The organism is Streptomyces sp. NPDC091292, assembly GCF_044757265.1.
GTDB lineage: Bacteria > Actinomycetota > Actinomycetes > Streptomycetales > Streptomycetaceae > Streptomyces.
Genome location: NZ_JBIVUQ010000009.1, coordinates 294,473 through 306,539 on the forward strand (window position 1 = coordinate 294,473; position 12,067 = coordinate 306,539).

Sequence of the window (12,067 nt, forward strand, 5' to 3'; positions counted from 1 at the left end):
GCGGGCATGTGACGGGGGACAAGGGCACATTCGCGCTACCCCCGGGACGGCGAAAAACGTCCAGGCCGACCGGGCGGGCCGGCCGGCCTGGACGTTGCGAACACAGGGTCGCGCGCGGGCGTCCTGATCAGGTGAACCAGTCAGACGAACCGGTTAGCCGGTCAGCCCGTCAGGTGAACCGATCGGGCGCCGGGGTCACTTCAGGTCGAACCGGTCCAGGTTCATGACCTTGTCCCACGCCGCGACGAAGTCGTTCACGAACTTCGCCTTCGCGTCGTCACTCGCGTACACCTCGGCGACGGCGCGCAGCTCCGAGTTGGATCCGAAGACGAGGTCGGCGCGGCTGCCCGTCCACTTGACCTCGCCCGTGGCGGCGTCGCGGCCCTCGAACGTGTGCGCGTCCTCGGACGTCGCCTTCCACTCCGTACCCAGGTCGAGCAGGTTGACGAAGAAGTCGTTCGTCAGCGAGCCGGGCGTCGCGGTCAGCACGCCGAGCGCCGAGCCCTGGTGGTTCGCGCCCAGGACGCGGAGGCCACCGACCAGGACGGTCAGCTCGGGGGCGCTCAGGGTCAGCAGGTTCGCGCGGTCGAGCAGCAGGTACTCGGCCGGCAGCCGGTTGCCCTTGCCGAGGTAGTTGCGGAACCCGTCGGCGGCCGGCTCAAGCGCCGCGAAGGACTCCGTGTCGGTCTGCTCCTGCGAGGCGTCCACGCGGCCCGCGGTGAACGGGACCTCGACGGTGACACCCGCGTCCCGCGCCGCCTTCTCGACGGCCGCACCACCGGCGAGCACGATCAGATCGGCGAGCGAGACCTGCTTGCCGCCCGACTGCGCCGAGTTGAAGCTCTCCTGAATGCCCTCCAGGGTGCGCAGCACCGACGCCAGCTCGTCGGGGTCGTTGACCTCCCACCCGCTCTGCGGCTGCAGGCGGACCCGGGCGCCGTTGGCGCCGCCGCGCTTGTCGCTGCCACGGAACGACGAGGCCGACGCCCATGCGGCGGAGACCAGCTGCGACACCGTGAGGTCCGAGGCGAGGACCTGCTCCTTGAGGGACGCGACGTCGGCGGCGTCGACCAGCTCGCCCGTCCGCGCGGGCAGCGGGTCCTGCCACAGCAGCGTCTCGGCCGGGACCTCCGGGCCGAGGTAGCGCACGATCGGGCCCATGTCGCGGTGGGTCAGCTTGAACCACGCGCGCGCGAAGGCGTCCGCGAACTCCGCCGGGTTGTCCTTGAAACGGCGCGCGATCTGCTCGTACGCCGGGTCGAAGCGGAGCGACAGGTCGGTCGTCAGCATCGTCGGGGCGTGGGTCTTCGATGCGTCGTGCGCGTCGGGCACCGTGCCCGCGCCCGCGCCGTCCTTCGGGCGCCACTGGTTCGCGCCCGCCGGGCTCTGGAACAGCTCCCACTCGTAGCCGAAGAGGATCTCGAAGAAGCTGTTGTCCCAGGTGGTCGGGGTGTCCGTCCAGATGCCCTCCAGACCACTGGTGATCGCGTCGCCGCCCTTGCCGGTGCCGTACGAGTTCGGCCAGCCGAGGCCCTGCGCCTCCAGCGGGGCGGCCTCGGGGTCGGGGCCGACACTGTCCGCGGGACCGGCGCCGTGCGTCTTGCCGAAGGTGTGGCCGCCGGCGATCAGGGCGACCGTCTCCTCGTCGTTCATCGCCATCCGGCGGAACGTCTCACGGATGTCGCGGGCCGCGGCGATCGGGTCCGGGGTGCCGTTAGGGCCCTCCGGGTTGACGTAGATGAGGCCCATCTGGACCGCGCCGAGCGGGTTCTCCAGCTCACGGTCGCCCGTGTAGCGCTCGTCGCCGAGCCAGGTGGTCTCGGGGCCCCAGTAGACGTCCTCGTCGGGCTCCCACACATCCGCGCGACCGCCCGCGAAACCGAAGGTCTCGAAGCCCATCGACTCCAGCGCGACATTGCCGGTCAGGATCATCAGGTCGGCCCACGACAGGCTCTGGCCGTACTTCTTCTTGACCGGCCACAGCAGACGGCGCGCCTTGTCCAGGTTGCCGTTGTCCGGCCAGCTGTTCAGCGGGGCGAAGCGCTGCTGCCCGGCGCCCGCGCCGCCGCGGCCGTCGCTGATGCGGTACGTGCCCGCGCTGTGCCACGCCATCCGGATCATGAACGGGCCGTAGTTCCCGAAGTCCGCCGGCCACCAGTCCTGCGAGGTCGTCAGCACCTCCGCGATGTCCCGCTTCACCGCCGGGAGGTCGAGGGCCTCGAACGCCTCCGCGTAGTCGAACTCCTCGCCGAGCGGGTTGGCCACGGCGGGGTTCTTGGCGAGAATCTTCAGATTGAGCCGCTCCGGCCACCACTGGCGGTTTCCGCCACCCTGAGTCGGGTGCGGCGCGCGCCCGTGCGCGACCGGGCAGCCACCTGCGCCCTCTGCCTTGGCGTCTGTGACGATTGCATCGGGGTTCTCAGACATGGCAATCCTTCTTGAATCGGTGGATCACGGTGCTCAGGAACTGCGGGCGCTGAAAAGCCGGGGGACGGGCCGCTCCGCGGGAAGAGCCGGTACCGCACTGGTCTTCCCGATTCCGCTGAGGAGTCGTCCAGTCTCTAGGCTGTCGGCGGAACTGATCCTACGATGGACAGAATCCAAGTCAAGAAGAACGCCAAACCCATACCCGATCGGAACGGACCGACATGAGTGATCTGCTGGAGCGGCTGAGAGGGCGTGGCTGGCGGATGACCTCCCAGCGGCGGGTCGTCGCGGAGGTCCTCGACGGCGACCATGTACACCTCACGGCCGACGAGGTGCACATCCGCGCGGCCCGGCTCCTGCCCGAGATCTCCCGGGCGACCGTGTACAACACCCTGGGTGAGCTGGTCTCCCTCGGCGAGGTCATGGAGGTCTCCACCGAGGGCCGCGCCAAGCGGTACGACCCCAACGCCCGCCATCCGCACCAGCACCTGGTGTGCTCCCGCTGCGGCACGATCCGCGACGTCCACCCGACCGGCGACCCCCTCGCCGACCTCCCGCCGGAGGAACGCTTCGGCTTCACCCTGTCGGAGGTCGAGGTCACGTACCGGGGGCTGTGCCCTTCCTGCACCTGATGCGTTCACCACGCCGTGGCCTCACCACCCGTGCGTCAGGACGTCGTCCAGGGTGTCGGTGAACACGTCCGCGCTCCGCCGGGTCAGGCACATCGGGGGCTTGATCTTCAGTACGCACTGCCTGTCCGACGTCGGCTGGACGACGACGCCCAGTTCCCGCAGCCGTTCACAGATCGCCGCCGTCTCCTCGGTGGCCGACTCCAGACTCTCCCGGTCCCGGACGAACTCGACGCCCAGGTACAGGCCCGAGCCGTGCACCGCGCCGATCAGCGGGTGGCGTTCCGCCAGCTCCAGCAGCCGTCCCTTCAAGTAGCCGCCCACGTCAAGGGCGTTGGCCTGAAGGCGCTCGTCGCGCAGCGCGTCGAGAACGGTCAGGCCGACCACCGAACTCACCGGGCTGCCACCCGCCGACGAGAAGAAATAGCCCTGGGTGCGATAGGCGTCGGCGATCTCGCGGCGGGTGATCACCGCGCCCAGCGGATGACCGTTGCCCATGGCCTTCGCGACGGTGACGACGTCCGGCACCACGCCCTGCTGCTCGAACCCCCAGAAGTGCGAGCCGAGCCGCCCGTACCCGACCTGCACCTCGTCGGCGACGCACACTCCGCCGACCGCGCGCGTCGCCTCGTACACCTGCCGGAGATAGCCGTCCGGGAGGGCCATGCCGCCCGCGTTGCCGTAGTACGGCTCGCAGACGAACGCGGCGGGCGGGCGCCCCTCGCCCGCGAGTTCGGCGATCCGCGCGGCGGCCTCCGGGCCGTACCGGTGGGCCTCCGCGCCCCGGTACCGGCCCCGGTACGCGTTCGGCGCCGCGACCGTGTGCACCCACGGGGGCCGCGAGGCGAGGGCGTTCGGGTTGTCGGCGATCGAGGTGGAGACGGCGTCGCTCGCGTACGTCCAGCCGTGGTACGCCTCCTCGACGGCGACGACGTCCTGGCGCCCGGTCGCCGCCCAGGCCAGCCGGAGCGCCAGGTCGACGGCCTCGGAACCGCTGTTGACCAGGAACACCGTGTCCAGTCCCGCCGGGAGCAGATCCGTCAGCCGCTCGGACAGCTCCACCACCGAGGCGTAGTGGAAACGGGAGTTGGTGTTCAGCCGCTGCCACTGCCGGTGCACGGCTTCGCCCAGCGCGGGGTGGCCGTGGCCCAGGACGGTCACGTTGTTCAGCATGTCGAGGTAGCCGCGGCCCTCGGTGTCCACCAGGTGGTGGCGCCAGCCGCGCTCGATCCGGGGTGGCGCGGTGAAGTAGTGCTCCTGGACTGTGGCGAAGGAGTGGTTGCGCCGCTCCAGCAACTGCCCGTGACCGGGGGTGTCTTGGGCGGCTTTGGCCTTGGGTTCGGCTTCGGCTTCTGTGAGGAGGAGCCCGGTCGGGTCCGGGGAGACCGCGAGCCAGCCGGCGGCGAGATCCGGGGTCACGAACCGGGGCGGGCGTGCCCCTGCGAGCCGGGAGAGCTGGATGCCGAGCACATGGCTGCCGGTGCTGTGTTGATCGGAGACCGTGCCGAGCGTCTGTCCGGCATTGACGGTGTGGATCGGGTCCTTGTTGCTGATGCCGTCAACGCTGTCAACGGCGTCCGTACGGTCGATTGCGTCAATGTTGCCGAAGTCATCAATGCCGTCAATGCCGTCAAGGTGATCAATATAATCAATGCCATCCAGGATCAGGCTCAACCCGTCCATGTGCAGCGTCAACCCATTGACGCCGTGCCGGGTGACCGTACAGTCCCAGGGCGCCACGACAGCCGACGGGCCGTTGAGATGCACCTCCACACCGAGCGCGCAGGTCGCGGCGGCATCCATGACGTCGACGGCCGTACGGGTCAGCCGGAACTCCCCGTGCCGGGTCCGTACCGCCGTCTGCCCGGCCGTCGAGCCCGCCCCCAGCGCACCGGCCACGGCGGCGCTTTCGGCATCCGGTTCGAGCCACCGCCCGGAGTGCAGGTCCCCGCTCATGACGGACAGGTCGAGTACGGGCACGTCGTCCGGCAGCGCGGGCAGGAGCCGGTGTCCGGAGCGCGGTACGGCCTCCGGCGTCCGGCCGCCGAGCGCGTGCCGGAGCTGCGCCGTCATCACCTCCGCCGGAACCGACACCGCCGCCTCGAACATCGCCCACTCGCGGTCCAGGGCGGCCGAGGCGTAGTCGTTGCCGGGGTCGAGGAGGGTGTCGTACTGCCCGCTCACCGCCATGACGGCCGTCCGTAGCACGATCAGCGGCCACAGGACGGCCACCTCCTCGTCCGCCAGCGGACGCACCGCGTGGAACGCTCGCACGGCGGGCAGTACCGACGCGGGTCCCGCCCCGTGATGGTGGAGTACGGAGGCGCAGGTGACGGCGAGTTCGGCCACTGTCCAGCCGGGGCCGAGATCACCGAAGTCGATCACGCCGACGGGCATACGGCGGCCGTCAGGTGCCGTCTCGCAGACCACGTTGTTGTCGGTGACGTCACCGTGGATGATCTGCACCGGCAACCGGTCGGAGTAGGGGGCGACCAGTGCGTACGCGGCCCTGGACGTGCTCCGTACGCGGGCGGCGCGGGCCTGGTCGGGCAGGTGAGGGGCCAGGGCTTCGATGACGGAGGGGGCGTTGCGCAGGTCCCACATACGGGGCCCGGCGGACTCGGTGCTCGTCCCGGTGCCGGCCAGCCCCGCGGCGATCTGCCCGGAGAGTTCCCCGAGCCGGGCGACGACCCGCGGAGCGAGATAGCGGCTGTCCATGATCGGCTCGCCCGGGACGTAGTGCAGCAGCCGGCAGGCGAGATCCGTCCCGCCCGCGTCGATCCGCTGCACCACGTCGCCGTCGAGGCCCGCGCGGGCCCGGGGGAGCCGCAGGCCGGGCAGGGCCTCCGCCAGCCGGTCGACGGCGGCACACTGGGCGCGCAGCCCGGACGGGTCCGCGACCGGATTGGCGATCTTGAACACGAAGTCACCCGTGGCAGTCCGCACCCGGTAGTTGCGGTCCTGCTGACTGCCCAGATCCACCAGTTCGCCACCGACCCCGAACCGCTCCTTGAGCACGGCCGCCACGGCGCCCTCATCGACCGGAGCCATCGGCGGCACCAGCCACTCACCAGCCGAGAACCCCATGGTCGGCTCCACTTCTGCTCGGGATCACACACCGCCCGGCAAAGGTAATCACCGTGTCAACGCGGCCGGTGCACGGGGTCCGTGCCACGGCTCTCCCGGCGGAGACAGTTCGACCAGTTTCCCAAATAAATTTTGCAAAAACTCTTTTGGAAAGTGCCGAACCCTGCCTACGCTGCCGTCATGGCCAGCGAACACAGCGAAGGACACGAAGGACCTGCGTACCGGCGCGTACTCGACCCCGAACGGGACGCGGCGGCCCTGAAGGCGCTGACGCACCCCCTCCGGATCCGGCTGCTCGGACTGCTGCGGCAGCACGGGCCCGCCACGGCGAGCGAACTGGCCGTGCGGACGGGGGAGTCGTCCGCATCGACCAGCTACCACCTGCGGGTCCTGGCCAAGTACGCGTGGGTCTCCGAGGCCGAGCACCGTGACGGGCGGGAGCGGCGCTGGCGTTCCGTGCACAGCGTGACCTCGTGGAGCAACACCTCCATGGAGGCCGCCCCGGAGAGCCGCGCCTTTGTCGAGTTCTCCCGCCGCCGCCAGATCGAGCACCTGGAGGAGTCGCTGGGCCGTCACGATGCGGACCTGGCCGCCGGACGCCTGGCCCCGGAGTGGCGCGAACCCTCCGGTATCAGCGACCTGATGCCCCGCCTGACCCCCGAGTCACTGACCGAGCTGTGGCAGGCACTGGACGAGAAGCTGACGGAACTCGTCGCCCGGGACGAGGGGGACGTGCGGGCGGAGCAGGTGATGCTGATGACGGCGGGGCTGCCCATGGCGGGGTCCGGCCCGCAAGCCGAGCCGGGACCCGAGTCGGACGCCGAGCCGGAGTCGCGGGACACCACCTCGTGACCGCGTCCGAGCCCGCCGAGCCGACCGCCCCCCAGCCCGCGACGGCACCCCCGACCCCGACCCCGACCCCGTACCGGACACCCCCACTCCCACCCCTGACCGCCCGCCACCGCTACGTCGCCGTCTCCGTCCTCTTCTGGCTGCCCATCGGGCTCTCCCTCGGTCCGCAGGTGCTGCTGTTCACCGAGCGCGGTATGGCGCTGGTCGCCATCGCGGGGTTCTTCGCCGCGCACTCGCTCACCGCCGCCGCGCTCGAACTCCCCACCGGCGGGCTCTCCGACGTACTGGGGCGGCGCGCCGTCCTCGCCATGGCCGGGGTGCTCAACCTGTGCGCCCTCACCCTGATCGCGCTGGGCACCGTCTCCTGGGTGCTCACCCTCGGCATGGCGCTCATGGGCGCGGGCCGCGCCCTGTCCAGCGGCCCGGCCGAAGCCTGGTACGTCGACACCGTCCAGGCACATTCGGGACCCGGCGCCGACCTCCGTACCGGACTCGCGCGCGGCAGCGCCGCGACCTCCGCCGCGCTGGCCGCGGGCACCCTGCTCGGCGGCGCCCTGCCCTGGCTGCTCGGCCGGGGACCCGACATCGGCGCCCGACTGCGCGAGGCCACCTCCGGCCTCGTACTGCCGCTGTCCGTACCGGCGTTGCTCGGCGCGACCGTGATCGTGGGGTTCGTGGCCTACGTGCTGACCGCGCTGCCCGAACCGCCGCGCCCGCCCGCGACCCTGCGCCGCGTGCTCGCCGACGTCCCGGCCACCGTCGTCGGCGGGCTGCGCCTCGGCGGCGGCGACGCGCTGGTGCGGCGCGTGCTGCTCAGCGCGGGGGCCGCCGGGGCCGCGCTGGCCACCATCGAACTGCTCACACCGGGCCGCGCCGCGGCGCTGACCGGCGCACCGGAGTCGGGCGCGGTGCTGTTCGCGGCGCTGGCCTGCGCCGGGTTCGTCTGCTCGGGGATCGGCAGCCACCTCGCGCCGCTCGCGGCCCGGCTCACGGGCGGCGGCGAACGCGCGGTGCTCGCCGGGCTGGGGGCGGGCGCGTGCGGACTGCTGGTCCTCGGCGCGACGGCGGGCTTCCCGGGCCCGGCCGCCACGGTCACCGCCGCCCTCGGCTACGGCCTGGTCTACCTCGGGCTCGGTGTCGCGGGCCCGAACGAGAACGACCTGCTGCACCGCCGTGTCCCCAGTTCCCGCCGCGCCACCGCCCTCTCCGTCCAGTCCCTCGCCCTCCAACTCGTCGGCGCCCTCGTCGGTCTCGCGGTCGGCGCACTTCCGGCGGGCCCGCCGGCGTGGCTGCTCGGCGGGGTGGTGCTGGGGGCGGGGGCGCTGCTGTGGATCCGGAACGCCGGGCCGGCGCGGATACCGCGGCCGGAGGGGCCGGAGCGGAACACGACGGCGACTCGTAACACGAAGTCGCCCGAAGAGGTCCCGCGCTACCGTTGATCCCCACGGTTGTGGACAGGGGGAGTGCGGCGTGCTCGATCAGGTTTCGCTCACGGCCATCGCGACGGTGCTCGGAGCCGTCGGCTACGGCATGGCCAACGAGGCCGGGCGTTGGGCCTGGGAGTCGGCGGGCGGACTGGTCCGGCGGATCGCGGGGCGCGAGGTCACCGCCCCGACCAGCGCGGACGAACGGGACGCCGTCGCACGGGAAGTACTCGCCGGGTTACAGCGGCAGCCCCAACTCGCCGTCGCATGGGCCGCGTTCGCGCAGGGCATCCCGGGCGGAGGTGGGCGGTGGGCCGGTCAGGTCCCGCGACTCCAGCCGTCCACGCGGTTCTTCACGGACCGTCGGACCGCGCTCAGGCAACTCGCCCAGGAGGCGTCGCGCGGCGCCGACGGACGCCCCCGGGTCGCGCTGCTCCACGGCGACGAGGGCATGGGCACCAGTACCCTCGCCGTGCACTGGGGGTGCCGGGACGCCCGCCGCTTCTTCCCGGACGGCCAGCTCCGGGTCGACCTGGGCGGCGACACACCCGGCGCCGCCCTGGGCGGGGCGAGCGCCCTGCACCGGCTGCTCGGCCAACTCGGCGTACCGGCCGAGGAGATCCCCACCGCGGCCGACGACCGCATCGAGTTCTTCCGCCGTACGGTCGCGGATCTGCGCCTCCTCGTGATCCTCGACCACGTCTGGTCCGCCGCACAGGTCCGGCCCCTGATCACCTCCGCGCCCGGCGTCTTCACCCTGATCGTCTCGCCCCACCCGCTGCCCGGCCTGGACGCCCTCCGCATCCCCGTCGGACCGCTCGCCGACCGGGACGCGATGCGGCTGCTCGGCCAACTCGTGGACAAGCAGGCCCTGTCGGCGGCCCGCGCCACCCTGCCGTCCGTCCTGGAGCGCTGTGGCGGCTCGCCCTACGCGCTGCGGGCCGCCGCACTCCGCCTGACCGGACCCACGCCCCCGCCCCCGGCCACCCCGGCCTCCGGCACCCCCGACGACCCCGTACCCACCGCCGCCGACGACACCTACCGGCTCCTCCCGCCGGACGCCGCCCGCGTGTACCGCCTGACGGCCGTGCGCCCCTGGCCCGCCCTCACCCCGGCCACCGCCGCCTGGGCCACCGGAATCCCGGAGTCCGACACGGCGCGCCTCCTCGGCGAACTCGCCGACGTGGAACTCCTCGAACACACCCCCGACGGCCGCTACTTCCACCGCCCCGCCGTACTCGCCCACGCCGCACGGACCGCCGCGCACGTCGACGGGATCGCCGGATGCGCGCAGGCCGTGGCCCGGACCCTCGCGGGATACCGGGATCTCGCGGTGGGCGCCGCACGGGGCGCGCTGCCGGACAGTTGGCGCGTCCCGCCGCTCCCCGCCGGAGCGGCGACCGTGACGTACGACCGTCCCGGCGAGGCGGTCGCCGTGCTCAGCGCCGAAGCCGCCAACCTGGTCCAGGCGATCCACACCGCCGACGAGTTCGGCGACCATGACACGGTCATGGAACTGGCCCAGGCCCTCTGGCCGTTGCAGCTCAAGGCTGGGTACCACGACGAACTGCGCCCCGCGCTCCAGATCGCGGTACGCGTGGCCGACGCCCACCGCCCCAGCACCCGCACCGCGGGCGCCCTGCACGCCCAACTCGCCCACACCCTGACCGAGATGAGGGAGTGGGACGAGGCCGAGACCGAGGCGCGGAAGGCCGCGGCGGCGGAGAGCGCGGCCGGGCATGTAAGGGGACACGCGTCCACGGTCGAGTTCCTGGGGCTGCTCCGGCTGCGACAGTGGCGCTACCCCGACGCCCTCGACTGCTTCGACGCGTCGGGGCGGCTCTACGACGGTATCGGCCCCGGCGACGAGGGCGCGGCCGATCTGCCGCGCGCCCGCGCCCTGCTGGAACGCCACCGGGGCCGGGCCCTGCGCCACCTCGGCCGGCGCACCGAGGCGAAGGACCACCTGGAGACCGCGCTCGCCTTCTTCCGCGCGAGCGGCGAGGCGTACAACACGGCCAGGGCGCTCACCGATCTCGCCGAGACCTGCCTGGACGGCGACGACAGCGCGGACGCGCTCGCGCTGATCGAGGAGGCCGAGGCGGTACTCGCCGACGAGCAGGCCACGTATCAGCTCGTGCATCTGCGGCGCATGCGGCAGCGGTGCGAGCCGCCCCCGGAGACCGCCCCCGATGTCACTCCGGATGTCATTCCCGGCGGGGAGTGACCGCCGCTCGGTGCACGGTGGTTCCGGTCCGCACGGTCAGCCCGTCCGCAGCGAGCGCGCCGAGCGGGTGACCGGCGGCCAGGAGGGTGTGCAGCGCGGAGGCGTACGCGGCCGGGTCGGCGTCCCCGTCATGGTGCGCCATGACATCGATCAGCTCTCCGGCACGTGTCCGGACCACACAGGCGTCGGGCCCGGTGACGTACACGGCGAGCGCGCAGTCCGGGTGCCGGGCCAGTACTTCCGCGCACCAGCGGGCCGGTGAGCCGAGGCGCCGGTCGTCGGGCGGGCCGTCGCGCAGGACGACGTCGGCGAGGTCGAGGGCGCGCGGGTCACGGGTGTCCTCGTGGACGGCGGTGTGGCTCTCGGCCGCCCCGTTGTGGCCGTACGCACGGGGCGCCCTGTCAGGATCGGCGTACCGCTCCACCACCACCTCACTCGGACCCCGGCGCCGTGTGAGGACCCGCAGGGGTGCTGTGCGGGCGGGCGGCCGGTACGGGGGCAGCCGCAGGGGTTCGAGGAGCGCGGGTCCGGTGGGCGGGCGGAGGCCGAGGTGGGTGTAGAAGAGGCGGCGCAGCCGGGTGGCGGACTCGCCGGGCACGGACGTGGTGAACTCGGCGGGGCCCGGCTCCGGGGCGCGCGGCGCGTCGAGTTGGGGGCGCAGCGGCCGGTACGGGTCCAGCCGGGGCGCCCGGCGGACGAAGTCGGCGGCGGGCGACGCCGGATCGAGCCCCGACAGGGGGGCGGCGCCCAGGAGTACGGGGGTGCCGAGTGCGGCGGCGTAGTAGGTGACGGCGCCATGGTCGCCGATCACGGTGTCTGCGGCGATCAGGGCCTGCCGCCAGTCGTGCAGCGGGTCGATCAGGGTGAGGCCGCCGCGCCGGGCCCGGTCCAGCCAGGCACGGATTTGGCCGGGTCCGTGACCGTGCCAGATGTTGGGGTGCAGGACGGCGGCGAGACGGAACTCGTCGGCGGGCAGTTCGGAGGTCAGCGCCGGGAGCAGCGCGGGCAGGATGTCGGCACCGCCGTCGGCGTCCGTCCGGTCACCGAACAGCGACTCCGGATTCCACGTGGAGCTGAGTACGACGAGCCGCTGACCGCGCCGTACGCCGAGAGCCCGCCGGAAGCGGTCCCGGTACGGGCGGGCCGCCAGCATCCGGTCGAAGCAGGGGTCGCCCGCGAGGACCGCCGTGTGCGCGGCCTCGGGGCAGGCGCGGCGGAGGCGGGCGATCTGTTCGGGGTGGGAGAGGACGAGGGCGTCGGCCACGGGGCGTCCGGTGCGCTCGGACAGCACCCACTCGGGCGCCATCCCGAAAACCGGGCTTCCGGGCTTCCGGGCTTCCGGGCTTCCGGGCTTCCGGGCTTCCGGGCTTCCGGGCTTCCGGGCTTCCGGGCTTCCGGGCTTCCGGGCTTCCGGGCTTCCG

7 protein-coding genes are annotated in these 12,067 nt (G+C 72.8%); 4 read left to right on the forward strand and 3 right to left on the reverse strand.

The features are described from left to right. Nucleotides 1–195: 195 nt before the first annotated feature. Complete coding sequence (gene katG / locus ACIQNU_RS25265) at nt 196–2,427, reverse strand: catalase/peroxidase HPI (RefSeq protein ID WP_401370479.1); 2,232 nt, start codon at nt 2,425–2,427, stop codon at nt 196–198. 221 nt (nt 2,428–2,648) lie between these two features. Here katG and ACIQNU_RS25270 point away from each other — a divergent pair, with 221 nt between their 5' ends. Next, the gene (locus ACIQNU_RS25270; RefSeq protein ID WP_401370482.1) at nt 2,649–3,059 is read left to right on the forward strand and encodes a Fur family transcriptional regulator; all 411 of its coding nucleotides are present in this window, start codon (nt 2,649–2,651) and stop codon (nt 3,057–3,059) included. A 21-nt stretch (nt 3,060–3,080) separates the two neighbouring features. On the opposite strand, the gene ACIQNU_RS25275 is transcribed toward ACIQNU_RS25270, so the two are convergent. Next, nucleotides 3,081–6,143, reverse strand: coding sequence for an aminotransferase class III-fold pyridoxal phosphate-dependent enzyme (locus ACIQNU_RS25275; RefSeq protein ID WP_401370484.1), 3,063 nt, complete (start codon nt 6,141–6,143; stop codon nt 3,081–3,083). Between the two features lie 180 nt (nt 6,144–6,323). On the opposite strand from ACIQNU_RS25275, the gene ACIQNU_RS25280 reads away from it, so the two are divergent. Genes ACIQNU_RS25280 through ACIQNU_RS25290 form a run of 3 tightly spaced genes read left to right on the forward strand, consistent with a single transcriptional unit; the run spans nt 6,324 to nt 10,646 of the window. Then, the gene (locus ACIQNU_RS25280; RefSeq protein ID WP_401370487.1) at nt 6,324–6,995 is read left to right on the forward strand and encodes an ArsR/SmtB family transcription factor; all 672 of its coding nucleotides are present in this window, start codon (nt 6,324–6,326) and stop codon (nt 6,993–6,995) included. After that, nucleotides 6,992–8,434 carry an MFS transporter gene (locus ACIQNU_RS25285; protein WP_401370490.1) on the forward strand — a complete coding sequence of 481 codons (1,443 nt, stop codon included), beginning with the start codon at nt 6,992–6,994 and terminating at the stop codon, nt 8,432–8,434. The genes ACIQNU_RS25280 and ACIQNU_RS25285 overlap by 4 nt, the downstream gene beginning before the upstream one ends. A gap of 31 nt (nt 8,435–8,465) precedes the next feature. Then, nucleotides 8,466–10,646 (forward strand): tetratricopeptide repeat protein, encoded by a 2,181-nt coding sequence (locus ACIQNU_RS25290; RefSeq protein ID WP_401370491.1) that lies wholly within the window; start codon nt 8,466–8,468, stop codon nt 10,644–10,646. Here ACIQNU_RS25290 and ACIQNU_RS25295 read toward each other — a convergent pair. Next, nucleotides 10,627–11,952 carry a hypothetical protein gene (locus ACIQNU_RS25295; protein WP_401370493.1) on the reverse strand — a complete coding sequence of 442 codons (1,326 nt, stop codon included), beginning with the start codon at nt 11,950–11,952 and terminating at the stop codon, nt 10,627–10,629. The genes ACIQNU_RS25290 and ACIQNU_RS25295 overlap by 20 nt on opposite strands. Nucleotides 11,953–12,067: the final 115 nt, after the last annotated feature.

What these genes read in the sequence shown, in the direction of transcription:
- katG (WP_401370479.1), bottom strand. Translation starts at nt 2,427, where the DNA reads ATGTCTGAGAACCCCGATGCAATCGTCACAGACGCCAAGGCAGAGGGC.
- ACIQNU_RS25270 (WP_401370482.1), top strand. Translation starts at nt 2,649, where the DNA reads ATGAGTGATCTGCTGGAGCGGCTGAGAGGGCGTGGCTGGCGGATGACC.
- ACIQNU_RS25275 (WP_401370484.1), bottom strand. Translation starts at nt 6,143, where the DNA reads ATGGGGTTCTCGGCTGGTGAGTGGCTGGTGCCGCCGATGGCTCCGGTC.
- ACIQNU_RS25295 (WP_401370493.1), bottom strand. Translation starts at nt 11,952, where the DNA reads ATGGCGCCCGAGTGGGTGCTGTCCGAGCGCACCGGACGCCCCGTGGCC.
- ACIQNU_RS25280 (WP_401370487.1), top strand. Translation starts at nt 6,324, where the DNA reads ATGGCCAGCGAACACAGCGAAGGACACGAAGGACCTGCGTACCGGCGC.